The organism is Oceanobacillus sp. CF4.6 (genome assembly GCF_051262635.1).
Classification (GTDB): Bacteria; Bacillota; Bacilli; order Bacillales; family Amphibacillaceae; genus Oceanobacillus.
The window spans coordinates 67,057-91,231 of sequence record NZ_JBIMEX010000013.1; the positions used below are offsets into that span (position 1 = coordinate 67,057).

Below are 24,175 nucleotides of genomic sequence, written 5' to 3' on the forward strand. Positions count from 1 at the left end.
TCATTTATAATAAGTTGGCAAAGATAAAGCAAATAGTTATAAGAGGAGAGTTCTTTAAGTATGAATATTTTAGTAGTAAAAGCAAATAACCGCCCTTCAACAGAAGCTATCTCTAGCAAAATGTACGAAACGTTTATAGCAGAATTAGAAGGTAAAGACGTAAACGTAACAACTTACGATGTGTATGAAGAAGACACACCTTACTTCGGTCAAGATGCCTTTAACGCTTTCGGAAAAGTACAAAATGGTGGAGATTTAACTGACGTGGAATCACGCCTTTTAGCTGCAAAACAAAAAGCAATGGATGCAATCACAGCTGCAGATGTAGTCGTATTCGCATTCCCATTATGGAACTTAACCATCCCAGCTAAATTACAAACGTTCATCGATTATGTATATGCTGCAGGATTTGCATTTAAATATGATGCTGAAGGCAACATGATTCAATTAATGACCGATAAAAAAGCTATGTTCCTTAACGCTCGTGGCGGAGTTTACTCCGTACCAGAAGCAGCTCCAATGGAAATGGCTGTTAACTACATGCGCAACGTATTCGGTGGAGTATTCGGTATGGAAATTATCGATGAGGTGATCATCGAAGGTCACAATGCGATGCCTGATAAAGCACAAGAAATCATTACTGCAGGTATGGAAGAAGTGAAAGCTTCAGCAAATCGTCTATTAGAAATTGCTGTTACTGCTTAATTTTAAACTTTCTCTTTATTTATGAGTTGGAAAGTGTATGGATTTTCACTTAAGCAGATGCAGAATTAGATGTACCGACAGTTATTTCTTTATCAATATGTAAAGACTAATGAAAACTACTTTCAAGTTCCTGAATATGAATCCATTTTGATCAATCTATTGTTCAAAATGGATTTTTTATTTATTATAAGAGCTAAATATCGGTTTTATACTTATTTTTTCATTCTCTTTCAGTTTTGAAATTGTGGGAATACAACAGCAGATGAGATAAGTGGTTCCGTATTCGTTTGAGGTACAATGTAAGCATATGCTTTATTTAGGCTGATATTATGGTGAAATCAGAGCTTTATGATGATTAAAAAAAGGAGTGAAGATATGTCGTGTTTAAACAACCATGTGATTCTTGTCACTGGGGCTAATCGAGGACAGGGAAAAGCTATTGCTCAGCACCTCGCCACTTTGGGGGCTAGAGTAGCGATTGGTGCTCGAAATTATGATGAGGCTAAAGTAGTGGCTGGGATGATTGGAGAAGACCAAGCTATTCCAGTTCAGTTAGATGTCACAAAAGAATTAGAGTGGAAATCAGCGGTTGATGAGGTCATAAATAAATTTGGTAAGCTTGATGTGTTAGTGAATAATGCTGGAGCTCTAATACGGAAACCATTTACAGAGACAACCTTAGATGATTATCAACAGCTTATTAATATCAATCAACTTGGTGTTTTTATGGGGATGCAAGCAGTTATTCCACAAATGGAAAAGCAGCAAAAAGGTTCCATAATTAACAATGTATCGATTTCTGCATTTGCTCCAATTAGCCAATCCTCTATCTATGCTGCGACAAAAGCATCTGTGGTTGCAATGTCCAAAGCTGCAGCTATAGAATTAGGACCAAAAGGAATTCGAGTAAATATGGTACATCCAGGTGGCGTCGAAACAGCAATGGCTACTGAAGGCAAACAGGTTCCTGCTTACTACGATTCAGTACCTTTAGGACGTATTGGACAACCAATTGAAATTGCTCGAGCTGTAGCGTTCCTTGCATCAGATGAAAGCTCGTACTGTACGGGTACAGAAATTGTTGTAGACGGTGGAATGACACTAGGTACTTCAGATGAGTAAATAAAATTAAAGTAGGTTGATCTATATGAATAATGATTCGATTATTAAAATGTGGGATGATTATCGAAAAAATAATCCCAACGCACCGAAAGAATATGAAGCTTGGGCATTTGGTGATTCAAAAGAAATGGCTGATGAACTTGCAAAATTAGTGTGAGACGGAACAAAAACAGCAACAGCATCCAATTATACATTATATGAATTGGATAATGAGGAATTACCGTATGTAGGTCTTCATAATATTATCCTCGACGGAGATGGAAAGGCAGTTGCAATAGCAGAAAGTGCATTATATATTTTCATTAACTGGTGCGAGAGTAAAACAAGGGAATCATAATTTGATTGACTTCCTTTTTGAATAATGTTAGTAATATTATGTTATTGTTGGTCTTTCACACGTAAAAATACTAATTTCAAAAGGGCGTTCTCCTTGGGGAATGTTCCTTTTTTAGTTACCTTTCTGAAGCTGGCGTGGATGCTCTCAACCGCATTCTTGGTGTACATTACTTTACGGATGGACTTCCATAACCACGTTTTCTGTCTCTTTTTCCTCTTTATCGTTCGAATCATAGCCTAAAAGATTATTCATTTCACCCTTCAACATGGTTTCAAACATAGGCCCAATTATATCTTTGAGTGCATTCTGCATGTCTTCTACAGTCTCTGATTGGTAGTTTTCTAGAATTTGGCTCGCTAATACAGCTGATTTTTGATTTCGCTTTGATTTAGCCAGTAGAACAACCTCCCAATCGTTATATTTTTATTCTACCAATAAAAAAACTAAACTGCGAAGTAAGATCCGTGCGCTCTCTTACTTACACAGTTTAGTTTAACACTCCCGATTTCCATTCAGAAATTTTTTAATATCAATGCCAGAGTATTTTTTTATGTATGTAAATGCATCTTCACCGATATAGGATTCTCCATGTTGATTTTTGACTATGCATTCTACCCTGTTATTTTCTTTGTTTTATGGTCACCGCCTATTGTAGCATCACGGTATTTTATATCACGGGCTTTACTATCCCTTATAAATTCTAATTCACTCATTTGAATATTTATATTATAAATTGTAATAAATCAATCTAACCAATATTTATTTTCATATCTTTATACTATTAATCGTTATATACGCTATTATTTGCACTTCTGAAACAAGTCGTGCCGCTGCCACAGCCTGATTCTCACCTTTCCTGCCCCGGTATTGTATCACCAAGCAGGAATCTACTCCTCATTCTAAGAAAATTCCTTCACTATCTCATGAATTTTATCTGGTTCCAAATAGGAGGAATTGGATTTTCCTGTTTTTAATGTTAAATAAGAACCGGCAAGCCCAAATTTGCATGCGTTCAGCAACGGTTCATCATTCGTCAATTCGTAAATGACACAGGAAGCAAACGCATCTTTAGCTAACGTATCGTCAACTACATCTGTTCGATACAGAGAAAGATGTCCGAATTCTTTTCCGGAAAAATAATAAATTCCCTCATCTTCTAAAGTAATAATAACATTTTGCACACCACGTTTAACTATTCGTTCACAAGCTTCCTGACAATCATCAATAGTGGCAATGGTCATTTCTGAAAGCACCTCTGCCTCTTCCCTTGTAGGGTTTAACAATACGACACCTTCTAGACAATATGGCAGTTTTCGGGCTTTGGCAGGTGATACTGGATCAATGAATATTGGCGTTTTTTGATCTTTCAGTCGTTTTATCATGTATTCGATACTTTCTTCTGGTAAGTTCGTGTCCAGAAAAACAGCTTTTGCCGCAATAATTTGCGACCATTTTTCTTCCAACACGGCAGGTTTTAATTGATCATAGATATTCATATCGGCCATAGAGACAACACTCTTTCCAGTAATATCCAGTAAGGTGGTGTATGTGCCAGTTCGTTCGGTTGGGAACACCGATACTTGACTAACATCTACCCCTTGACTTTTTGTTTCATTCAATAGCCAGAATCCTTCTTTATCGTCAGCAACAGATGTTATAAGTGATGTACTAATGCCGAGCTGGCTTAAATTTTCCGCAAAATTACGTGCTACACCACCACAAACTTCTGTAACTATTACCGGATTTGATGAATAAAAACGAACCTTTTGGCTTGTACGTGCTTTGCGGTCGATGTTGGCTCCGCCGATACAAATAATCGATGATTCCTCTTGCAAGATGTAGGCGCGTCCCTGAATCAGGCCGCGTTTTGTCAAATTCGCTATATAATTAGCGACTGCCGGCCTTGATAACCCAACCTTATTCGCCAATTCCTGCTGTGAAATAAATGGATTTAGCCGAATCAGGTCTATAATTTGCTTTCCCTTATCCATGTGATATCCACTTCCTTATTTAAAAATTTCCAATAGCCAGCGAGAACAACTACCTTAAATATTATCACACTATATTGCAATAGATTGTACCATACCAAGCAACACCTTTATAAACATTTTATTATTTTAAAAACAAATGTTTATAAAAGTGTTGTAATTTAATTATTTTTTGATATAATAAGAAAAAACAATGAATTTAATTTATTCAGAAAACAATTAATATTAAGAGTGCTAATTAATCGAAACCTCATGAAATGCATTTAAATTTCTTTTGACTGTATTTCAAGGTGTGAATTTTTTAGTGCTAAGGTGAAAGGAGGGTTAGTAATGTTTGACTACAACATATTTGTCCAAGGATTTCCCGGAAAGTCCCCAACTCACGGAGGACTTGGATGGAGTACGATAGCCTTGTTGTCTCAAAATGACCAAAATATTATTGTTGATGTAGGCAGTTTTGGTGTTAGGAAACCTTTATTAAGAAGACTACATGACAAAGGCTTATCTCCAAATGACATAACAATGGTTTTATTGACCCATACGCATTGGGATCATTGTGTAAATTGGACTTTGTTTCCTAACGCAACCATTGTAGTGAGTCGAGTGGATATGAATTGGGCACTAAATGAACCAATCGGAGAATCGGACGTACCTGAACTGTATGTTAAGGAATTAAATCGTTCTCCTCAAATAAGGTTAGTCGACCATCTTGAAGAAGTTGTTCCTGGTATTGTTGCTCATCAAACTAAAGGCCATACACCAGGTCACATGGCATACAGTGTAGATAATGGTGAACATGATTTGTTATTTAGTGGGGATGCAGCTAAAAATAGGAGTGAACTTTTATCAGGCAATGTAGACATGACGTTAAATTTGTCAGAAAGTCAAAATTCAATTGATTACTTATGGAGTTTGTGGAATAGAAAGACAGGCAGTATTTTGGTACCTGGACACGATATCCCCATGAAACTTATTAACGAGAAGCCATTCTATCTCCATAAAAGGGAAGCTGATTTACAATGTTGGTTTTCTGATACGGTGGACGATTACACTACTATAACATTGGAGTAGGGAACAATATTCATTGTATATGGAAACTAGAATAACCAGTGTATAAGGATATAAGGGGGGTGAGACAAATGGTGTAAATCAATTTAAATAATAGATTGAAAGAACAAGTGGACTTTCGCTGTATCCAAATGAAAGAGAAACTGAGTTTGAATTGACTAAGCCTTATATTCAAGGGGAATTAAAAACCCCAGAAAATTTGACTATTGAAATTTTCTAACAGGGATATTGAAAAGGCTTACATAAAAACTCGTGAATTCGTAGATTAGCAGCCACAATTAGATTAGAGATTACTTTACCAAACACATTAATAAATGAAATCAAATGGAGTGTGAATATATTGAGTGATATACTACGGAAACGAGTTATCGTGACTGGTGGTGCAAAAGGACTCGGCAGAGGTATTGCCCTAGGCTTCGCCGAAATAGGTGCTTCGGTAGTCATCGCGGACGTTGACGCCGACGCCGGCGAGCGATGTGTACGTGAAATCGCCGACGCGGGGGGAGAAGGCCTTTTCGTATATACGGATGTCTCGTCAAAAGAAGATGTAGAAAGCCTTTTTGAGCAAGCACATAATTTCCAAGGCGGTATTGACGTGCTGGTTAACAATGCGGGAATCGCCCACGGACCACACTCGGAACGACACTTTCTCGAAACAGACCCCGATATGTGGGATAACCTTATGAACGTGCATCTTCGTGGACTTTATCTCTGCAGTCAGTTTGCTGCCAAAGCCATGGTTCACCAAGGTGATGGAGGATCCATCATCAATATGAGCTCTGGAGGGGCTACACGGGCACATCGAAATCGTGTTGCTTATGACACAACTAAAGGTGCGATTGAGGCTGCTACTCGAGCAATGGCACTCGACCTTGCTCCGCGACAAATTAGGGTTAATGCTGTGATGCCGGGTGTCTTCTTGGTTGAAAACCGAACTGCTGTCGGGGGAGAGTCCTCACCTGAAGATCTCATCCCACTTGGAAGGCTCGGTATTCCTCAAGATGTGGCTCATTCCGTTCGCTTCTTAGCTTCACAGGAAGCTTCATATATCACGGGTCAAGTCCTAGTCGTTGATGGGGGACTCACAGCGCAACTCCGACCACCCATTTTGGATGCGGATGTTGCACTGCCCATCAATCAGTTTGAAAAAAAGATTAGGAATCATGTATAAGCCATGTTATTGATGGGATCTATTTCGTAAGAACATAGGTGATGCTCCCTACCGAGCGCACTGTTCTAACGATTAAAGCTTCGGCTGGCTAGCGGGGAAACTCCACGAAAATTAATACGACCTTGCGAACTACTGAACCTTATTGCTAAGTTGGGCGGATTCCAAGGGGTAGCCAAAGGTTATCGATTAGATGATAGTGATGTGAATTGTATGACAACAAGTCAACGAATAATAAGGAGGAGTTTATTTTGACAGTATTAAATGATGTTTTTGGTGTAGAAAAACCAGTATTAGGTATGGTTCATTTAGAAGCACTACCTGGTTCACCTCTTTACAATGGGAATCTAGATAAAGTTTTGGAATCTGCTCTACGGGATGCACGAAGTCTAAAAAAGAGTGGGGCCAATGCCGTTATAATAGAAAACTTCAATGACTATCCTTTTTACCCTGATACGATGGAACCTGAAACTGTGGCATCGCTGACAATGATAGCTCACGAAATTCGTAAGGAAGTCGATCTCCCTATGGGTATTAATATACTAAGAAATTCTTGGAAAGCTGCATTAGCGGTAGCTGGGGTGGTTGGAGCAGAGTTTATTAGGCTTAATATCCTTACTGATGCGTATATAACTGACCAAGGATTTATCAACGCTGAAGCACACTTAGTAATGAGGTATCGAAAACATCTTGGTCTGGAACATGTCAAGGTCTTCGCAGATATTCAAACAAAACATGCTGCTCCAATAGCGCCTCGACCTTTGGGGGTTTTGGCACGAGATACAGCTTATCGTGGGATGGCTGACGCACTAATCTTGGCCGGAGAGGAGTCGGCAGATCCTCCCACAGTAGAAAACTTAAAGGCAGTTAGAGAAGCAGTACCTGATGTGCCTATCATTATTGGAAGTGGAATGAAAGTCGAGACCGCAAATCTTCTTAAATATGCTGATGGGGCAGTTTTTGGATATGGTTCCAAGATTGACGATATAATGACAAATCCAGTTGATGAGGATAAAACGCGTCGCTTCTGTGAAGGGGTGGACAGGGAAAGACAAAATAGCAACAAAGTCACAGTTTAAACAAGATTTATATAAGGGGCTAATTTTGCCCCCTTATATAAGTTAAAACCTTTACTAAAAGAAGAGCTGGTATTAAAAGAACAATGAAATTAAATATCTAAAAATATTTAATTTGGTGGCATTTGTGGTTTTTTTTGTGTATCATGATGATGCTTTTATATTTTGTAGAACCGACAATAAATTTACTTATATAGGGGGAAATTAATATGGTGGAACGAGTAATTATTGACACTGATCCTGGTACTGACGATCTTGCAGCAATCTACCTTGCGCTCACGTCCCCGGAAATCCATATCGAAGCTTTGACGACAGTATTTGGGAATATAGAGGTGGAAACTTCGACATACAATGCTCTTTCTTTACTTGAAGTGGCTGAAAGAACTGATATTCCCGTCTACCGAGGGGCTGGCAAACCCCTTGTACGTCAACCAAACTTTGCCAAACACATTCATGGAGACAACGGCCTTGGTGGCGTTGAGCGCCCTAAGCCTACTGTTTCAGAGTCGAAGAAAAATGCTGCATTGGAGATCTTGAGGCGTTGTAACGAGGCACCTAACGAAATCACCATTATAGCATTAGGACCTGTAACCAACGTGGCGCTCGCACTATCCATCGACCCAGGTCTCGCACAGAAGGTGAAAAGAATTATTGTCATGGGCGGCGCAGTCCGTGTTGGTGGAAATGTTACCCCTGTGGCGTCAGCTAATATAGCCAATGATCCGGAAGCCGCACGCGTGGTGTACGAGTCGGGGGCGCCAATCGTTCAGGTGGGTCTCGATGTTTGTTCAAAGGTGAAGATTTCGAACGAAAACCTTGATCGTATTAAGGCATCGAGTACTCGCCCCGGAGATTTCCTTCTAGGAGCTACCAAATTCCGTCGGAAGGCATACATCACCTCGCTACAAGTCGAAGAAGCGGAGTCAGGCGTTTTTTACAACGACGTCCCTGCCGTAGCTTATGCACTTTGGCCTGAACTCTTTGAGGTGCAGCCGGCTTTTGTGTCAATTGAGACGTCGGGTTTGCTGACATCGGGTCAGACCGTAACAGAATTTACGGGACAGTGGGGTAATCCCGACCCCAATACCTCGATTCTTATGGGAGTTGATGGGGAGAGAGTGGCAAACCGTTTTGCCGATCGGATTTCTACATTCAAAGCTCTAGCTCGATAGGCCCACCAGAAAAAGAACCAGAATGCGACTTTTGGTATTCAAAGCGTGAATCTTTCATCTTGTTCCACAGAGGCTAGATGCCCCTAGTGAAATTTAAACAGAAAACTTTATCCTTTTGGAACTAAACAGGATGATAAAATACAGGCGATTCGGAATCAATTAAAGAAAAGAATGGAAAACAGTATTTTTAGTCGTCTCTTTTCTATTAATATATTTAGTCGATAAAGGGGTGGCGTGATGTCAATACTAATTAAAAATGCGACTATTATCACAATGGATGATAAAGTAGGTACTATTCAAGGCAGTGTTTTGGTGGATAATGGAATCATAAAAGAGGTTATCCCACATTATCCCGGGAGTGAACCACCAATTCGTGCCAAGGAAACAATCGATGGATCCGAAATGATAGTAATGCCTGGTATGACAAACGCCCATTATCATTCCTATTCAAATATGTTAAAAGGGACTACCAGCCATTTACCGTTAGAAATATGGTCGCTGTATACAACGGCATATGGACATTCTCTTGATGATGATGATATATATAATGCAGTGCTATTAGGTGTAATAGACATGATTAAAAGTGGTGTTACCAGTTGTATTGACCATTTTCCTCATGTTAAAAGATCAGAAGCTGCTTTGAAAGCGTATGAAGATTCATCTATTAGAGTCGGATTTGCACCAATGATGCACGATATACCAGATCATCATTTTCTCCCTGTTGAATTACCCCTAAGTTTAAAGAGAAAACTTGATGATATTTCTCCAGTTACAGTCAAAGAAATGAAAGCGCTCTATACGTCTCTTCTTAACAATTGGCATCAAAAAAATGATAAAATCAAAATTTTATTGGGACCAAATGCGCCACAGCGATGTTCGAAGGAAATGCTTGCATTATGCAAGCATTTAAGTGAACAAGAAGGGGCATTTATTCATACACATCTCTTGGAAACGAGAATTCAAAAGGATATAGGGGATGTTAAGTTTCCTGGTGGAATAATAGGCAGACTACAGGAACAGCAATTGCTTTCAAGACAGTTGTCCGCGGCCCATTCTATCTGGCTTGAAGATGATGAGGTGGATATTTTAGCAAAGCATGGCGTTTCCCTTATTCATAATCCTGTTAGTAATATGATGCTTGGAAGTGGGAGAGCAGATATTTCATTATATTTACATGCCGGGATTAACTTGGCTTTGGGAACGGACTCCTCCAATTGTGGAATTACTCATAACCTGTTTGAAGCAATGAGATTAGCAGTTATGCATAGTCGACAGGAACAATCCAATTTCAAAGAATGGCTGAAGCCTATAGATGTTTTTAAAATGGCTACAATTGGCGGTGCCTATTTACTAGGCGAAGAGAAACAGCGTGGGAAAATTAAACAAGGTTATGAAGCGGATATAGTTTTATTAACCAGGAAATCACCTACCTTTGCTGTAGATGCAGATATTATATCTCAGATTGTTTATTATGAGAGCGGAAATTCGGTAGAATCAGTAATGGTCAGGGGAGAATGGGTTCTTAAAAATCGCAAAATAATATCATTTGATGAAAAGGAGATTTTACAATCAGTTAAAGATAAATATGACTCCCTTATTGAAAAAAGTCAATCTAGCCTTCAGTTGGCCGAGGAATGCGAACCACATTTTTCCAAAATGTATTATAAATTCCATCATAATTTAGAGGAGGGAAAGGTATGAAAGGTATAAAAAAGGATTTTACCCTTATGGCAATTTTGCTTATTCCCATTGGTGTTGCAGTAAATGTAGTTGCTGGAGAATTGGTCCATTTGTTGAAGGTACCTATCTTCTTAAATCAAATAGGCACAATGATTGTCGCGATGTTAGCTGGCCCATGGGTTGGAGCGGCAACAGGAGGGATTTCAAAACTGTTTTTTGGGGTATTTGATCCTACACAGTTAGCGTTTATGCCGGTTTCCATGGCTTCAGGGATTGTAGTAGGTCTCCTAGCTAAGAAGGGTATGACAACAAAAATTTGGAAAGTTACGGTTACTGGTTTTATCGTGGCTATTGTTGCGATACTAATTGCGACGCCGATAACTATTATGGTATTTGGAGGAGCATCCGGAACTGGATCAGATGCTTTCACTGCCGTTATTTTAGCTTCGGGGCGTGAAATATGGACTGCCGTCGTTACTCAAAAAATATTCGTCGAAAGTTTTGACAAAATACTTTCCATATTTATTGCTTATTTTGTAGTTCGAAAGATGTCAGAACAATACCTTTCTAAACAAAACTATGGATATTTATATATTAATAACAAGAATAACAAGAATAACAAGAAGGTAGGTTGAAAGAATATATTAATGCATTATAGGTCAAAAAAATTAAGCCTATTTAAAAAAAATTGAAGTAGGGAAAATTGATGTGTGGATTTAAAATGTGCGAGGGGGAGAGTTTTATCCACATATATTATAGCAATTAGTGATTGAGGATATTGTCATCCAATTTCCCCCTCCAGTCCAAAAAATATAAAGGGAGGTACACCTATGGAAAAACTCAGATCCTTTATTCTAAATCTATATCCAACTACGAAACTTTTTTGCACACTATTTGTATGCATAATTCCGTTTCTTTTACCAGGATATTTATATTCATATTTGATCCCCTTGGTCTGCTTATTCATTGCTATGTTAGCTGGTAAAGCAAAGTTCTTTGCAAACTTTGTTTTCAAGGGATTGTTTCCTATAGTTATAATGATTTTTCTTTTACAATCATTCTTCTATCCGGGAGATACAATATTATGGTCATGGGGTACATTCTCAATTAAAGAAGAAGGAATTATTTTCAGTTTACAATTAACGTCCAAAATTGTGGCAATAGGATCAGTATTAATTTTATTTTTCCAGATTACAAAAATAAATGATCTAGCTCGTTCTATAGAAATATTAGGAGTTTCGCCAAAAGCAACCTTTGTGCTTGTCTCTTCATTTAATATTATTCCTGAGATGAGACAGGATATGATAAGAATTATGGATGCACAAAAATCTCGCGGTGTGGAAACAGAAGGTAAGCTTAGGGTACGAATGAAAGCCTTTATACCTGCATTAACTCCTTTGATTTTATCGTCATTTTCAAGCACAGAGGAAAAAGCTATAACATTAGAGTCAAGGGCTTTTACTGCTCAGACCAAAAAGACAAGTTTACAACAATTGGAAAAGACTAAGAGTGATAAATTCGTTAGGGCTATACTATTGATTTTATTAGTTTCTATCATAATTTGGAGGTTTTCCTTATGAGTGGAATAAAGATAAGAAATCTATCATACCAATACCCTACTGGTAGCGATGAGGTTTTGCATCATATCAATCTTGATATTGAGAGCGGAAAGCTGTATGCCTTAGTTGGTATCAATGGTGGGGGAAAGACCACACTTTGTAACGTAATTCGAGGATTTATTCCACATTTTCATAAGGGAGATTTAAGTGGTGAAGTGTTGATAGACGGTAAAGATATTCGTACTTGGGATCCAAGTGAACTTGCGCAAAAGGTGGGTTTTGTCTTCCAGAATCCTTTTACTCAAATAAGTGGCGTAAAAGAAACTGTTTTTAATGAGATTGCTTTTGGACTTGAGAACTTAGGTGTTGAAGTTAGTATTATTAAAGAGAAAGTTCAAGACATAATTAAGTTGTTTGGCATTGAGTATATGCAACACAAAAATCCGAATGAACTCTCAGGCGGACAAAAACAAAGAGTGGCTCTAGCATCTATCTTGGTTATGGAGCCAGATATTCTAGTTATTGATGAACCGACATCACAATTGGATCCACAGGGTACAGAGGAAATATTTAAAGCAATAGATATTATGAAGAAAAAGGGGAAAACAATTATTTTAGTAGAGCATAAAATGGAGTTAATTGCTGAGTATGCAGACTTTGTTATTGTTCTTCAGGATGGACAGATTATGAAACAAGGAAGAACCGAAGAGGTGCTATCTGACGAAAATGCAGAGCAATATGGTATGGAGTTAACTCAGTATACACAATTAAACATAGAAATGCGTAAACACAATATGAATACGGATAGAATTCCAATTACTGAAAAGGACTCTATTGAAACGATAAAAAAATTTATATTACAAGGGGTGAAACCATGAGTTTTTTAACTTTAAATAACGTTACTTATAGTTATCCTAATGGTTTTACAGCTGTTGAAAATGTCAGCATGTCTTTTGAAAAAGGTGAATTGGTAGCCATAATTGGACAAAATGGAGCCGGTAAAACAACTACAGTGAAAATGATGAATGGATTATTAAAGCCGACACAAGGTGATGTCATTATTGATGGATTAAATACAAAAGATTATACAACAGCGCAGATATCTAGAAAGGTAGGATATGTGTTTCAAAATCCTGATGATCAAATTTTTCATGATAATGTAAAAAGCGAAATAAGTTTTGGTCCTAAAAACCTTGGATTTTCGGAGAAGGAAATTGATGAAAATGTAATGAAAGCCGCAGAATTGACAGGAATTGTGCCTTTTTTAGATATACATCCGTATCATTTGCCTTATTCCTTGAAAAAATTTGTCACAATTGCCTCGGTGATTGCAATGGGTACAGAGACTATTATCTTAGATGAGCCAACAGCTGGTCAAGATTCTATAGCAATTAAAAAGTTGGGTTTCATAATGGATTCATTAGTTCAAGAAGGGAAAACCATTATTACAATAACACATGATATGGAGTTTGTCGTTCAGAATTTTGAACGTGTCATAGTGATGGCAAATAAGAGAGTAATCTCGGATAGTAATAAGCAAGAAGTATTTTGGGATTTTGACATTTTAAAAGAAGCGATGCTAAAACAGCCCCATATCAGTAGATTAAGTAATACACTAAACTTCAAAGACAGAATATTAGATATTGATCAAATGATTGACATCTTGAAAAAATATAAAGTTACAGAGGATCAATCTGGAAATACTCTAATAAGGGATGTTGCTAACATTTGATGGAATGCAGGACGCCAAGACGGTTTCCTCCATAATAATCATTGAAATCTTAGGTGATGAATTATGTGTACTTATGAATGCATGAGGACAAAGTAAAGATATTAGATAATATTAAAGTTCCTGAAAATAACAACTATTATCGGTGTTGTAACATAAACGCCAAGTAAACTGTCCTCAGGGTATTGGAAAAATAAAATCAAGTTTATAAGTGCTCAGGGAAGAATCTCTGCTGAAGAGAGCCTCTCAGAATATGGGGTCATCCCTCAGTTCATCACCAGGTGGAAGGCAGAATTCCTGGATAAAGCTGGCTGTACAGATTAATTAGGTAGATTTTATGAAACTAGCTTACTACTAAAAGATATGAGGAGAATAGATATGAAAATTGGTATTATTCATGCGACCTGTAACGCTGTACCACCTTTAAACGCAGTATTCAAAAGTTTAGCACCAGACGTAACTGTTCTAAATTTCGTTGATGAAAATATTCAGTATTATGCAAATCAAATTAGAGGTATAGATGATAAAACACATCGAGATTTTTTCAATATTACTAATACAGCGCAAGAAGCAGGGGTGGATGTGATTATCGTTGCATGTACTGTACTGACACCTATTGTAGATTCTATAAAGCCATTTGTAAAAGTACCAATTTTAGCAGTTGACTACCCTATGTTAGAAAAAGCCATTAATAACTATTACAAAATAGGTATCGTTGCCACGAATGCACCAACAGCACCAGCTACGAAAAATCAACTCGAAAAACTTGCAAAAGAGTTAGGTAAAAAAATAGAGATTGATACACAAGTCGATACACAGGCAATGACTGAATTAAAAGCTGGTAATGAAATAGAACATAATCGTCTGAACCGTCTAGCAGCTGAAAAATTGAAAAAAAGAGGTTGCGATGTAATCATACTTGCCCAAATTACACAAGCATCCGCTGAGAAGGAAGTAGCATCATTAGGTCTTCCGGTATTAACAAGCCCGAACGAAGCGGTTAAAACGGTATTGAATATAATACAAGAGCAAAAAAGTAAAGAAGTTAAAATCCTACAATACACAAGCAATGACTGAATTAAAAGCTGGAAATGAAACAGAACATAATCGTCTGAACCGTCTAGCAGCTAAAAATTAAAGAGGTTGCGATGTAATCATACTTGCCCAGATTACCAAGCATCCGCTGAGAAGGAAGTAGCATCATTAGGTCTTCCGGTATTAACAAGTCCGAACGAAGCGTTAAAGCGGTATTAAATATAATACAAGAGTAAAAATAAAGAATTTAAAATTCTTTATTTATGAATTAGATAGAGTAAATATTTTTATAAAGTATCTCTGTTAAAAATTTTACACAACAATATCAAAGGAGGAATTTATAATGAAATTAAGTTATATTGGTTTAGGCGTAATGGGATTGGGAATGGGATTAAACCTTGCAAAAGGTGAGCAAGAAGATGAGTACGAGTTTCTTGCATGTGATGCACACCCCGGACCATTGAACCAGTTTAAAGAAAAGGGGTTTAACACAACTACAAACATTGAAGATACAACAGATAGTGATTATATATTTCTTTGCCTACCAAATTTGGAGATTGTAAGAGAGGTTGTATTAGGAGAAAACGGGCTTCTCAAACATTTGAAACCAGGACAAGTTATTGTTGACTTTAGCACAATTAGTTATATAGGGGCCACAGAAATTGCAGAAGAATGTCAATCGAAAGGAATAGATTTTCTGGATTGTCCGATTTCAGGTCAAGAAAAAAAGAGTCTCGATGGAACACTTAGTATCATGTGTGGTGGTAAAGAAGAAATATTTAATATTATAAAGCCTATGCTAGATAGGATGGGATCGCAGGTTATTTACATGGGCGGTAATGGTGCTGGCCAGCTCACGAAAATGATTAATAACTGTGCACTGAACATCTGTGTTGCAAGCTTTTCGGAACTTATGCCTGTTGGTGTTAAGCTTGGCCTGGATCCCGAAAAACTTGGAGACGTATTAATGACGGCAACTGGTTCAAGTTTTGCTTCAAAAGCGTTAGTTCCTAAAGTATTGGAAGGAAACTTTGAACATGGAATGTCATTGGAGAGAGCATATAAAGATATGGAGAGTATGTATGAAGTATTAGTGAAAGAAGAGATTCCACTACCAACGTTGAATGGGACAATGCAATCTTATCAACTTGCATTACGAGGTGGACAGCGTGATTTCTATAAACATGCAATGATTCGCTTCTATGAAGATTTGTTAGATGTAAAGGTTCGTAAAGAAGGTTACGAATAAAAGTTTACTAGTTTCTATGAAGAAATTATAAATAATCTAATATATTAGGAGGACAATCATCGTGCGTTTTGGTTGCATTGCAGACGATTTTACTGGTGGTAGTGACATAGCTTCTTTTTTTGTAAAAGGAGGACTTAGTACAGTTTTGTACAATGGAGTACCAGAAGCTAATGAGGATCCAAAAGCGGATGTATGTGTCATTGCCTTAAAAACCCGTACTCAGGAAACAAAAACAGCAGTCAAAGATTCTCTTGAAGCAATAAGCTGGTTGAAAAAAAAAGGTGCACAACAATTTTATGTAAAATATTGTTCAACATTCGATTCTACACCTGAAGGGAATATCGGACCAATCTGCGATGCTGTAATGAAGGTACTTGATGTTCCTTATACAATTTTATGTCCAGCGCTTCCGGTCAATGGGCGAACAGTAAAAAGTGGGAATCTATATGTAAATGGTGTTCCATTACATGAAAGTCCAATGAAAAATCACCCACTTACACCGATGTGGGATAGTGATATCGTGGAGTTAATGGGTACACAAAGTACGTTCCCTAGTATGAAATTATCTAGATCCATTAACAAAGAAGAATTAGAGAACTATATCGAAAATGTTACAAAAGAAACAGATGCTTCACATTTTTATCTCGTACCTGACCATGATAAAGATAAAGATGCGGAAAAAATTATACAGTTGTTTGGGGATTTGAAGCTGATTACTGGTGGTAGTGGTTTAGCGGAACCATTGGCTAAAATGCACAATGAAAGTGTGCAAACTGGTATATCTGGAAAGTCCAAATCCCCGGCGTTAATATTAGCAGGAAGTTGCAGTGAAGCAACCCGAAACCAGATTTTAGAATATCAACTATCTGGTGGTGAAAGTTATTTTATGGACCCGAATAAATTATTATCAGGCGAAGATTCGGTAGAGAATATATGGAATGTAATTAAAGAAAACAAAGGTAAGTCTATTTTAGTATATAGCAGTGATACACCGAAAAACGTTAAAAAAATTCAGGAGCAAGGTATCGAATCAGTTGCTGAAAAATTGGAAAATGCAACTGCTGACTTGGCCGAACGGGCTGTGAATTCCGGATATAATCGAATAATTGTTGCCGGGGGAGAAACGAGCGGAGCAGTTACGAAAAGGCTCGGCTACTCCGGATATCATATTGGGGAGAGTATTGCCCCGGGAGTTCCTATTATGATTCCTACACACGATATCCAAACACGAATCGTACTTAAAAGTGGGAATTTTGGAGAATCTGACTTTTTTATTCGAGCATTATCTTCAATATAATGGAAGGGAGGGATAAGACTATGGATAAAACATTAGAAAACAAGCTTGATGATGCTATGTGGATTGCCCATAGCTTGTTCGAACGTGGAAAAGCTACTGGAAGTGTTGCGAATTTAAGTTTTTTACATAAAGACAAGGTTTATATTACTGCCAGTGGCACATGTTTTGGGAGGTTGAAACGAAGCGATTTCGCTATTGTAGATATGGAAGGAAACCGGCATGATAAATTAAAACCGAGTAAGGAATTACCATTGCATTTATCAGTATTCAAAAATAAACCAGAAGTGGGTGCGGTAATTCATGTGCATAGTACATACAGCGTACTATGGAGTTGTGTACCTGGGTTAAATGAAGTTGATTGTATTCCTAATCACACTCCATATTTAAAAATGCAGTTGGGAATGGTTGGTTTAATTCCATACGAACAACCAGGAAGCCAGGAACTTTTTGATGTATTTGATAATCGAGTAGCCTATAGTGATGGTTGGCTTTTAAGTAATCATGGTCCAGTTGTACCGGGGAAAGATTTGATGAATGCATTTTTTGCTTTGGAAGAAATGGAAGAAAGTGCACAAATTGCATGGGAGTTACGAAATAGACTGTAACTCTATGATTATTCTAGCGTGATTTTGAAAAATATATAGTTTATAGTTGTTTGGATTTTCAGTGAATGTACCCCTGCTTTTTGATTGGTAGCGGCCATGCACTAATTAACAGTTAATCCTAGACCTCTTTTGTTGCTTTTCTAACCACACTTAAGCTAGTTATTACCCTCAATAATCTATTGATTATTGTTTAGTCATCAATCCTCTCTTCCTATGGAGTGCCTTTCAGTATCTGCACCACTCTGTAATTTTCAAACATAATCCTCGGTGACTAAGAGCTGATAATGCTGAGTTTTTCAAAATGATGAAGGCGCTATCGAAAGGTGATTTCAGTGAATATGAAAATGTTGGTGATACGGTATCTATAAGAGGATGACCACTTCCGTGAATATAGTAGTAAAAACTATGCTCCAGAATTGTTCTTTAAGGTTAGAAGTCCTATTAGTCTAGGGAATAGGGATTCTGTCTCGGTTTTAAAGTGACAAAGTCCTGTCTAGCGGGTACTTTAAAAATAGGTCCAGTCCCATTAAATTCAAAAAATGATAGATAAAGGGGGTTATCCTTATGGAAGCTTTGGTGGAAAAACAAAAAATTAACGAACCTGACCAAAAAAGCGGTATCGTAGGTTTGGTAGTTACCCTTTTTTTCTGCGTATTGAGTTATCAACTGTCTTTAACTATGGTTAACCCTGCGCTTCCTAACATCGCAAATACTTTGCATGTTAGTGTTGATAAAGTTTCGCAAGTTTCATCTTTGGTCTTACTTACTGCATCTGTTGTCAGTGTTGTGTTAGCCCGGTGGAGTGATTTTATTGGTCGACGTCCCGCTCTTTTTATTCTCCTAATCTCAATGGGAGTGGGAACTCTTATATGTATGTTAGCCCCAACTTTCACAGTCCTGTTGATAGGACGAGTTCTTCAAGGTGTCGCAGGCGCATCTTTCCAACTTTGTTACGTAACTTTAAGGGAAAACATTAGTGCAAAACAATTTGGAACTGTGCTTGGCATCATCACGGCTGCGAATGGAGGGATTGGTGGTATTGATGCTTATGCTGGTGGCTTCCTTAGTGACAATTTCGGTTTTCGGTCGATTTTCGGTGTTATTTTTATTTTTGTTCTGATTAGTTTAATAGGTGTCATATATTCTATTCCCAAAGGCAGAAGTACTAAAGTTACTGGTAGGATGGACTGGTGGGGTGCAGTGGCAATTTCGATTACGTTAATCTTTATGACGTTTTTTATTGACACAGGTTCCTCGGTTGGTTGGTTTTCACTAGTTACGTTAATTTACCTTACAGGAATAGTTGTTTCAATGATCGCCTTCTGGTTAATCGAGAAGAAGAGTTCAACCCCTTTAATAGCGGTGCAACATCTTCGTTCTCGTCAGGTGTGGCCGTTAATTGTTACTACATTTCTAACACTGTGCGGTCCTTTTGCTGTTATTTTCTTCACTATAGTTATGCTCAGCCAGGATCACGAAGTTGGTTTTGGACTAAGCGCTACTATGACGGGGCTATTGTTTCTTTTGCCACCTGCTTTTATTGGTGTGTTCAGTGCACCTATATCCGGTTGGCTTGCAGGGAAATGGGGCTGGATTAGATTGTTGCGCATCGGGCTCGTTGCCACCATTGCTGTTCTTATTGTAATCTCGTTATTTACACAAAGCCAGTGGATTGTGTTTGCTTCTGTGGCCGTTTTAGGTATAACCTATAACGGATTATTACTAACTACTATAAATGGGTTGGGGGTTTTACTATCACCAAATGATGCACCCTCGGCCTTGCCAGCATTTAACGGAGCTGCATTTAGTATCGGGGCAAGTGTAGGTATTACAGTCGTGGCTACCTTTGTTAGCCAGGGTACTATTAGCGGGTATATCACCGGTTTGTGGATATCTATAGGATTCACCATACTAGCGTTCATAATAAGTTTTTTTATTACACCAAATCAAGGACAGAAAATTTAACCTCTTGTCGCTTTGAAACAGCCCGAACTTACTTAGTGAACGCTTTACAGGACAAACATAATGTGAATGAACAATATAAAATCTAGAAAGAAATTACAAGGAAGATTTTTTAACCCTATTCAGTAAGTTTAAATTAACTGACAAATTAGATGAAGATACATTCGCTAGATTTTTAGAAAACAAGTACTTTTCAATTAGACAAATTTTTTATCAAAAAACGTTAATTCTAGATTATGCCTCGCTTATAAGACAGGTGTTAATAAGCGATCCACCAAATACGGAATTGTTATTCGATAAATATGTTAGTTTTTATAGGATGCCGAGTAACATACAATCAGAGATTAATGTGATGATCCAAGAAGAACTAGTTAATTTTAAATCATCTTTATTCTATAAAAGCGAACGAGATTTATTTGATTATTATTTAAATAATGTTAAGTTCCAAAATGGTCCTCAATTGAGAAATAAACATACTCACGGTAGGCTAGGCTGGAACAATAAACATATAAATTTTAACAATTATTTAGTGATTATGAAATTAATGGTTGCAATAATTATTAAAATTAATGAATATTTTTGCTGGTATGAAATTGTTATTGGCAAAGATCATTTATAATATTGAAAAGTTCTATTATCAAATTTTTGAATTCAAGATAAAAATCTAATTACTAAGAGGGAAAACCACAAGCACAGAGGGTTTCCTTCTCAATGTTTAGGAAAGATGTTGCCCCTCAGTGAATTAAAGTATTAACGCTATAGAAAAATAGGGGGCTGACACAGTACCACAATTTATTCCTTCTTTCCTTACTTTAAATAAAAAGAAGAGCCATCAATAATTTCAATATCGTTCCTTTCTCTTACTTCATCCATTAATTTAAATAGAGCCTCATCTTTTCTCTTCGCCTCAATCATACAGTCAATTTGTGGAACACTACCGTTTATTCCTTTAAGAAATCTAAAAAACATATCAATGTCTATATAATCGGAATGATGACGAAATGCTTCATCACTCTTTGGACTGGATATATGCATTTTTAATGGGAGCGGAGAATGTTTCCATGTCTGAACAACTTTATCCCAGTTGATTTCCCAATTTGGATCTTGGTGATGAGCAAGATGATGATGGTAATCGAAAACGAGGGGAATATCTAGTTTTTCACATAAATAAAGCGTGTCTTTTAAAGTAAACGATTTATCATCGTTTTCAAGCATGATCATTTTTTGGATCACTTTTGGGACGTCCATCCAATTGTCAACAAAACGTTCCAGTGACATTTCGGTATCTTTATAATTGCCACCAACATGCATGACACAGCGGTGAGTTGGGTGTATTCCCATTCCCTTTAATAATAAGTAATGTAGCTTTAACGTACGTATTGAATTTTTCAAGATATGCTTCTCTTTTGAATTAATCAGAACAAAATGGTCTGGGTGAAAATCAATTCTTATCTTCTGATTTTTTGCGAAGTCTCCAATTTCACGAAGCGATTCTTTTAAAGGCTTCATATAATTCCAATCAAGCAGCTCCTCATGGTTTGCTAAAGGAATAAGATGAGAGGTTAGCCGGTAAAAATGAATACCAGACCCTGCATTATGTTTTAACAGTCTGAGTGTATTGTGCAAATTCGATAGTGCAATACGTTCTAATTTATGAATGGCTGCTTCTCGATTAGCAATTTTATTGAATTGGGTAAACGTCATTTTTTGCGACGGGGATGCATTTTTAAGTTCCATACTCATTGCGACATAACCAAGACGTACAATCGTCATTTATTTCACCTCATCCGTTATATTCTGCAACCATCCTCTTATACATACCGAATTCTGGACCGCGGGGAACAGGTTTCTTATCCCAAATAGTTTTTAATTCAATTACTGGACCGATGAACCTGTCCCCGTGGCCCCCCAGTGGACCCCGCAATCAGTTGCCTATGTTATAATTATCAGTAGCAATAAAACGAAAGATAGTGTCAATTATTGGCGGGAAATCAACCAACTAGGCTTTGGCCAAGTTGGTTACGAATATCGAGAAAGAGGTTGTTACGATTGAATTATAAGTTTCGCTGGTCTTTTTATATGGTAGGTATCATGATCTTCAGTATGGGTATTACGATGACGATAAATATGCAGCATTTAGGGATTCACCCGTGGGATGTTTTGAATGTCGCATTTTTTGAGAAATTTGGTTTATCCATTGGATCCTGGAATATTATTATTTCGTTCTTGTTAATTATCGTTTCGTGGTTTTTCGATAAAAGATATATTAAAATAGGTACATTTGCTAATGCACTTATGGTCGGAGCATTTGTGGATTTCTATATGTGGCTGGATTTTCTTCCGGTTGCGACCAATTCATGGGTGGATATTCCTTTAATGATTCTAGGAATTATTGTTATGGGCTTTGGTGGGGGCATGTATAATGCTGCTGGAGTTGGGTCAGGGCCAAGGGATGGATTTATGCTTTCGCTCGCTGATAAATTAGGTGCGCCTGTTGGAAGGGTACGGATTATTACAGAGAGTCTTGTCCTTCTTCTTGGTCTACTTATTGGTGGGCCGGTATTCGTCTTTACATTCATTTTCACTTTCATACAAAGTCCGATCTTTCAATTTACATATTTGAGATTTGGCAAGTATGTGCTTCGAAAGGATTATACGAATAAGCGAACGAGCGAACGTGGCGCATGAAAATAGACAGGCATTGCTTGTCTATTTTTTTTACCCAAAAATACAAAATAAAGCAGTATTTTTAGTGGAAAAGATAATTTTACTATGGGGAAAATTCTATTTTTCAGGTTGTTTTAATAGCTATTATTGATTTTTGTCTTCTGCAGTAATTTTGTTAGTATGCTAGAATGCTTATTAATAAAATTATTTGGGAGTGACGAACGATGAAATTAGTGTCAGAAAACAGATCAGTAGAAAGTAAAAGGAATGAAGCGGAGGATATTCTTCATCGTATTGCAACAGACAAAGTAAGAATTGTATTTTTGCGAAAACAGTTTATGAAAAATGGCGTTTTACGTTATGAAAAAAAGCCAAGGAATAATTAAACTCCCCGGTTTTCATCATGAAATAAGATATTCGATCCTGTCTGTTAGTGCTTTACGGTCGACATCATAATCTTCAATGACATTCTGCATCCAGAACCAGGTTAATAAAAGTGCCACCAGCGTACCGATGATAATTATTAGAATAACTGCCTTGCCATTCAAGTCTATCCACCTCTTTCATTTCCTACAAATAGATTATCAAAAAACATATGAAACTGTAAATGAAAATAGAATGAACTTCATGTTCATCCTATTTTACTGCACCTGCAACATCATAATCGTCTAGATCAAGATCAAGCGCTTCTCCAACTGCAAGTTTCGCTAATTGCAAACCAATGTAAGGTCCCATGGTTAACCCAGATGAGCCAAGCCCATTGGCGAGCAGCAAACCATTATAGCCGGGGAGACGCCCTATTACAGGCAAAAATCCTGGTGTAAATGGACGGAATCCCACCCTTGTTTCCAACACCGTACTATTACTTAAACCAGGAGCGACCGCGATTGCTTTCGATAATACTTCATGTAAGCCTCCTGCAGTAACCCGGTAATCAAAACCTACATCATTTTCATGTGTTGCTCCAATTACAATTCGATTGTTATCAAATGCAAGCATATATTGGTCAGCTGGCGGCATAACAACTGGCCACTGCGACGTATCCATGTCTGGAATTTGCAAATGCATGATTTGTGCCCGCTGGGGTGTGACATCAAACGCTATTCCCAATGGCTGCATAAGCTCATTCATCCATGCACCAGTAGCAGCAATTACACCGTCTGCATGGTACTCTTTATCTTGAACTGTTACACCGGTAATGTTCGTTTCTTCATATAAGAGAGTGGCATCTCCCTCGATTACTTGAGCTCCACGTTTTTTGGCTGCGCGAAGTAGTGCGTTTCGCAATTTACGTCCATCCACTCTGGCAGCGCCACTAACATATAAAGAACGATATTCGTCAGATAAAAGGGGAAACATGGATTTCGTTTGTGCCGTGTTCTGTAGGATGACCTCGCCAATTTCAGGCGCATCCTCCCGCCGTTTTATAGCACGATCCCGCATGGCTATAAGCTTAAACTCATCGGTATGTATGCTGATCGCCCCTACACGGGAGTATCCAGTATCTGTCTCGCCTACTTTTGCCAAGTCCTCTATCAATTCATGGTATATTCGTGCACCGTTTCTAGCTAATCGATACCATGCCTTATTTCTGCGTTGTGACAACCATGGACAAACAATACCTGCAGCAGCATCCGTTGCCTGTCCTTCTTCTTTACGATCAATAATCAGGACTTCTGCGCCTTTTTTAGAGAGGTGGTAGGCGGTGCTTGCACCCAATATGCCAGCACCGATGATAATATATTTCTTATTCATA

General features: G+C 37.7%; 24 protein-coding genes and 2 pseudogenes. 20 read left to right on the forward strand and 6 right to left on the reverse strand.

What is annotated here, in order from left to right; all coding sequences use genetic code 11:
* The first annotated feature begins 60 nt into the window (after positions 1 to 60).
* The 3 genes from ACHABU_RS16960 (at position 61) to ACHABU_RS16970 (ending at position 1,984) form a co-directional block, all read left to right on the forward strand.
* On the forward strand, positions 61 to 705 hold the full coding sequence (locus ACHABU_RS16960; RefSeq protein ID WP_435766147.1) for an FMN-dependent NADH-azoreductase: 645 nt from the start codon (positions 61 to 63) through the stop codon (positions 703 to 705).
* A 375-nt stretch (positions 706 to 1,080) separates the two neighbouring features.
* Positions 1,081 to 1,827, forward strand: a complete 747-nt coding sequence (locus tag ACHABU_RS16965; RefSeq protein WP_435766148.1) for an SDR family NAD(P)-dependent oxidoreductase — start codon at positions 1,081 to 1,083, stop codon at positions 1,825 to 1,827.
* A gap of 25 nt (positions 1,828 to 1,852) precedes the next feature.
* Positions 1,853 to 1,984, forward strand: coding sequence for a hypothetical protein (locus ACHABU_RS16970; RefSeq protein ID WP_435766149.1), 132 nt, complete (start codon positions 1,853 to 1,855; stop codon positions 1,982 to 1,984).
* A 230-nt stretch (positions 1,985 to 2,214) separates the two neighbouring features.
* Here the strand turns inward: ACHABU_RS16970 and ACHABU_RS16975 are convergent.
* The 3 genes and pseudogenes from ACHABU_RS16975 to ACHABU_RS16985 all read right to left on the reverse strand — a co-directional run.
* Positions 2,215 to 2,346 (reverse strand): annotated as a pseudogene (locus ACHABU_RS16975) (IS256 family transposase); the annotation flags it as partial.
* A 13-nt stretch (positions 2,347 to 2,359) separates the two neighbouring features.
* Positions 2,360 to 2,560 (reverse strand): annotated as a pseudogene (locus ACHABU_RS16980) (IS256 family transposase); the annotation flags it as partial.
* A gap of 503 nt (positions 2,561 to 3,063) precedes the next feature.
* Positions 3,064 to 4,155 (reverse strand): carbohydrate kinase, encoded by a 1,092-nt coding sequence (locus ACHABU_RS16985; RefSeq protein WP_435766150.1) that lies wholly within the window; start codon positions 4,153 to 4,155, stop codon positions 3,064 to 3,066.
* Positions 4,156 to 4,482: 327 nt separating this feature from the next.
* Here ACHABU_RS16985 and ACHABU_RS16990 point away from each other — a divergent pair, with 327 nt between their 5' ends.
* From ACHABU_RS16990 to ACHABU_RS17060, 15 genes are all read left to right on the forward strand, one after another.
* Positions 4,483 to 5,223, forward strand: a complete 741-nt coding sequence (locus ACHABU_RS16990; RefSeq protein WP_435766151.1) for an MBL fold metallo-hydrolase — start codon at positions 4,483 to 4,485, stop codon at positions 5,221 to 5,223.
* Between the two features lie 367 nt (positions 5,224 to 5,590).
* Positions 5,591 to 6,391, forward strand: a complete 801-nt coding sequence (locus ACHABU_RS16995; RefSeq protein WP_435766198.1) for an SDR family NAD(P)-dependent oxidoreductase — start codon at positions 5,591 to 5,593, stop codon at positions 6,389 to 6,391.
* A gap of 248 nt (positions 6,392 to 6,639) precedes the next feature.
* Positions 6,640 to 7,467 (forward strand): BtpA/SgcQ family protein, encoded by an 828-nt coding sequence (locus ACHABU_RS17000; RefSeq protein ID WP_435766152.1) that lies wholly within the window; start codon positions 6,640 to 6,642, stop codon positions 7,465 to 7,467.
* 206 nt (positions 7,468 to 7,673) lie between these two features.
* Complete coding sequence (locus ACHABU_RS17005) at positions 7,674 to 8,636, forward strand: nucleoside hydrolase (RefSeq protein WP_435766153.1); 963 nt, start codon at positions 7,674 to 7,676, stop codon at positions 8,634 to 8,636.
* Positions 8,637 to 8,873: 237 nt separating this feature from the next.
* Positions 8,874 to 10,337 (forward strand): amidohydrolase family protein, encoded by a 1,464-nt coding sequence (locus ACHABU_RS17010; protein ID WP_435766154.1) that lies wholly within the window; start codon positions 8,874 to 8,876, stop codon positions 10,335 to 10,337.
* Complete coding sequence (locus ACHABU_RS17015; RefSeq protein ID WP_435766155.1) at positions 10,334 to 10,951, forward strand: ECF transporter S component; 618 nt, start codon at positions 10,334 to 10,336, stop codon at positions 10,949 to 10,951. The genes ACHABU_RS17010 and ACHABU_RS17015 overlap by 4 nt, the downstream gene beginning before the upstream one ends.
* 195 nt (positions 10,952 to 11,146) lie before the next feature.
* Positions 11,147 to 11,896: an energy-coupling factor transporter transmembrane component T gene (locus ACHABU_RS17020; RefSeq protein ID WP_435766156.1), complete on the forward strand. Its 750-nt coding sequence runs from the start codon at positions 11,147 to 11,149 to the stop codon at positions 11,894 to 11,896.
* Positions 11,893 to 12,753 (forward strand): energy-coupling factor ABC transporter ATP-binding protein, encoded by an 861-nt coding sequence (locus tag ACHABU_RS17025; protein WP_435766157.1) that lies wholly within the window; start codon positions 11,893 to 11,895, stop codon positions 12,751 to 12,753. Before ACHABU_RS17020 ends, ACHABU_RS17025 begins: the two co-directional genes overlap by 4 nt.
* Complete coding sequence (locus ACHABU_RS17030) at positions 12,750 to 13,607, forward strand: energy-coupling factor ABC transporter ATP-binding protein (RefSeq protein WP_435766158.1); 858 nt, start codon at positions 12,750 to 12,752, stop codon at positions 13,605 to 13,607. The genes ACHABU_RS17025 and ACHABU_RS17030 overlap by 4 nt, the downstream gene beginning before the upstream one ends.
* A 375-nt stretch (positions 13,608 to 13,982) precedes the next feature.
* On the forward strand, positions 13,983 to 14,681 hold the full coding sequence (locus ACHABU_RS17035; protein ID WP_435766159.1) for an aspartate/glutamate racemase family protein: 699 nt from the start codon (positions 13,983 to 13,985) through the stop codon (positions 14,679 to 14,681).
* A 301-nt stretch (positions 14,682 to 14,982) separates the two neighbouring features.
* Positions 14,983 to 15,888: an NAD(P)-dependent oxidoreductase gene (locus ACHABU_RS17040; protein WP_435766160.1), complete on the forward strand. Its 906-nt coding sequence runs from the start codon at positions 14,983 to 14,985 to the stop codon at positions 15,886 to 15,888.
* Positions 15,889 to 15,949: 61 nt separating this feature from the next.
* On the forward strand, positions 15,950 to 17,185 hold the full coding sequence (otnK, locus tag ACHABU_RS17045) for a 3-oxo-tetronate kinase (RefSeq protein ID WP_435766161.1): 1,236 nt from the start codon (positions 15,950 to 15,952) through the stop codon (positions 17,183 to 17,185).
* Positions 17,186 to 17,205: 20 nt separating this feature from the next.
* The gene (locus ACHABU_RS17050; RefSeq protein WP_435766162.1) at positions 17,206 to 17,790 is read left to right on the forward strand and encodes a class II aldolase/adducin family protein; all 585 of its coding nucleotides are present in this window, start codon (positions 17,206 to 17,208) and stop codon (positions 17,788 to 17,790) included.
* A 564-nt stretch (positions 17,791 to 18,354) separates the two neighbouring features.
* Complete coding sequence (locus ACHABU_RS17055) at positions 18,355 to 19,755, forward strand: MFS transporter (protein WP_435766163.1); 1,401 nt, start codon at positions 18,355 to 18,357, stop codon at positions 19,753 to 19,755.
* Positions 19,756 to 20,104: 349 nt separating this feature from the next.
* Positions 20,105 to 20,371, forward strand: coding sequence for a hypothetical protein (locus tag ACHABU_RS17060; RefSeq protein ID WP_435766164.1), 267 nt, complete (start codon positions 20,105 to 20,107; stop codon positions 20,369 to 20,371).
* 188 nt (positions 20,372 to 20,559) lie between these two features.
* Here ACHABU_RS17060 and uvsE read toward each other — a convergent pair whose 3' ends face one another.
* Complete coding sequence (uvsE, locus tag ACHABU_RS17065) at positions 20,560 to 21,525, reverse strand: UV DNA damage repair endonuclease UvsE (RefSeq protein WP_435766165.1); 966 nt, start codon at positions 21,523 to 21,525, stop codon at positions 20,560 to 20,562.
* 276 nt (positions 21,526 to 21,801) lie between these two features.
* On the opposite strand from uvsE, the gene ACHABU_RS17070 reads away from it, so the two are divergent.
* Together ACHABU_RS17070 and ACHABU_RS17075 are read left to right on the forward strand one after the other, a co-directional pair.
* A complete protein-coding gene (locus ACHABU_RS17070) occupies positions 21,802 to 22,440 on the forward strand; it encodes a YczE/YyaS/YitT family protein (protein WP_435766166.1) in 639 nt (212 codons plus the stop codon).
* 203 nt (positions 22,441 to 22,643) lie between these two features.
* Positions 22,644 to 22,805 (forward strand): hypothetical protein, encoded by a 162-nt coding sequence (locus ACHABU_RS17075; RefSeq protein ID WP_435766167.1) that lies wholly within the window; start codon positions 22,644 to 22,646, stop codon positions 22,803 to 22,805.
* Positions 22,806 to 22,820: 15 nt separating this feature from the next.
* Here ACHABU_RS17075 and ACHABU_RS17080 read toward each other — a convergent pair whose 3' ends face one another.
* Positions 22,821 to 22,967 carry a hypothetical protein gene (locus ACHABU_RS17080; RefSeq protein ID WP_435766168.1) on the reverse strand — a complete coding sequence of 49 codons (147 nt, stop codon included), beginning with the start codon at positions 22,965 to 22,967 and terminating at the stop codon, positions 22,821 to 22,823.
* 88 nt (positions 22,968 to 23,055) lie between these two features.
* On the reverse strand, positions 23,056 to 24,174 hold the full coding sequence (locus tag ACHABU_RS17085) for an NAD(P)/FAD-dependent oxidoreductase (RefSeq protein WP_435766169.1): 1,119 nt from the start codon (positions 24,172 to 24,174) through the stop codon (positions 23,056 to 23,058).
* Position 24,175: the final 1 nt, after the last annotated feature.

What these genes read in the sequence shown, in the direction of transcription:
- ACHABU_RS16960 (WP_435766147.1), top strand. Translation starts at nt 61, where the DNA reads ATGAATATTTTAGTAGTAAAAGCAAATAACCGCCCTTCAACAGAAGCT.
- ACHABU_RS16965 (WP_435766148.1), top strand. Translation starts at nt 1,081, where the DNA reads ATGTCGTGTTTAAACAACCATGTGATTCTTGTCACTGGGGCTAATCGA.
- ACHABU_RS16970 (WP_435766149.1), top strand. Translation starts at nt 1,853, where the DNA reads ATGAATAATGATTCGATTATTAAAATGTGGGATGATTATCGAAAAAAT.
- ACHABU_RS16985 (WP_435766150.1), bottom strand. Translation starts at nt 4,155, where the DNA reads ATGGATAAGGGAAAGCAAATTATAGACCTGATTCGGCTAAATCCATTT.
- ACHABU_RS16990 (WP_435766151.1), top strand. Translation starts at nt 4,483, where the DNA reads ATGTTTGACTACAACATATTTGTCCAAGGATTTCCCGGAAAGTCCCCA.
- ACHABU_RS17005 (WP_435766153.1), top strand. Translation starts at nt 7,674, where the DNA reads ATGGTGGAACGAGTAATTATTGACACTGATCCTGGTACTGACGATCTT.
- ACHABU_RS17010 (WP_435766154.1), top strand. Translation starts at nt 8,874, where the DNA reads ATGTCAATACTAATTAAAAATGCGACTATTATCACAATGGATGATAAA.
- ACHABU_RS17015 (WP_435766155.1), top strand. Translation starts at nt 10,334, where the DNA reads ATGAAAGGTATAAAAAAGGATTTTACCCTTATGGCAATTTTGCTTATT.
- ACHABU_RS17020 (WP_435766156.1), top strand. Translation starts at nt 11,147, where the DNA reads ATGGAAAAACTCAGATCCTTTATTCTAAATCTATATCCAACTACGAAA.
- ACHABU_RS17025 (WP_435766157.1), top strand. Translation starts at nt 11,893, where the DNA reads ATGAGTGGAATAAAGATAAGAAATCTATCATACCAATACCCTACTGGT.
- ACHABU_RS17030 (WP_435766158.1), top strand. Translation starts at nt 12,750, where the DNA reads ATGAGTTTTTTAACTTTAAATAACGTTACTTATAGTTATCCTAATGGT.
- ACHABU_RS17035 (WP_435766159.1), top strand. Translation starts at nt 13,983, where the DNA reads ATGAAAATTGGTATTATTCATGCGACCTGTAACGCTGTACCACCTTTA.
- ACHABU_RS17040 (WP_435766160.1), top strand. Translation starts at nt 14,983, where the DNA reads ATGAAATTAAGTTATATTGGTTTAGGCGTAATGGGATTGGGAATGGGA.
- ACHABU_RS17050 (WP_435766162.1), top strand. Translation starts at nt 17,206, where the DNA reads ATGGATAAAACATTAGAAAACAAGCTTGATGATGCTATGTGGATTGCC.
- ACHABU_RS17055 (WP_435766163.1), top strand. Translation starts at nt 18,355, where the DNA reads ATGGAAGCTTTGGTGGAAAAACAAAAAATTAACGAACCTGACCAAAAA.
- ACHABU_RS17060 (WP_435766164.1), top strand. Translation starts at nt 20,105, where the DNA reads ATGATCCAAGAAGAACTAGTTAATTTTAAATCATCTTTATTCTATAAA.
- uvsE (WP_435766165.1), bottom strand. Translation starts at nt 21,525, where the DNA reads ATGACGATTGTACGTCTTGGTTATGTCGCAATGAGTATGGAACTTAAA.
- ACHABU_RS17075 (WP_435766167.1), top strand. Translation starts at nt 22,644, where the DNA reads ATGAAATTAGTGTCAGAAAACAGATCAGTAGAAAGTAAAAGGAATGAA.
- ACHABU_RS17085 (WP_435766169.1), bottom strand. Translation starts at nt 24,174, where the DNA reads ATGAATAAGAAATATATTATCATCGGTGCTGGCATATTGGGTGCAAGC.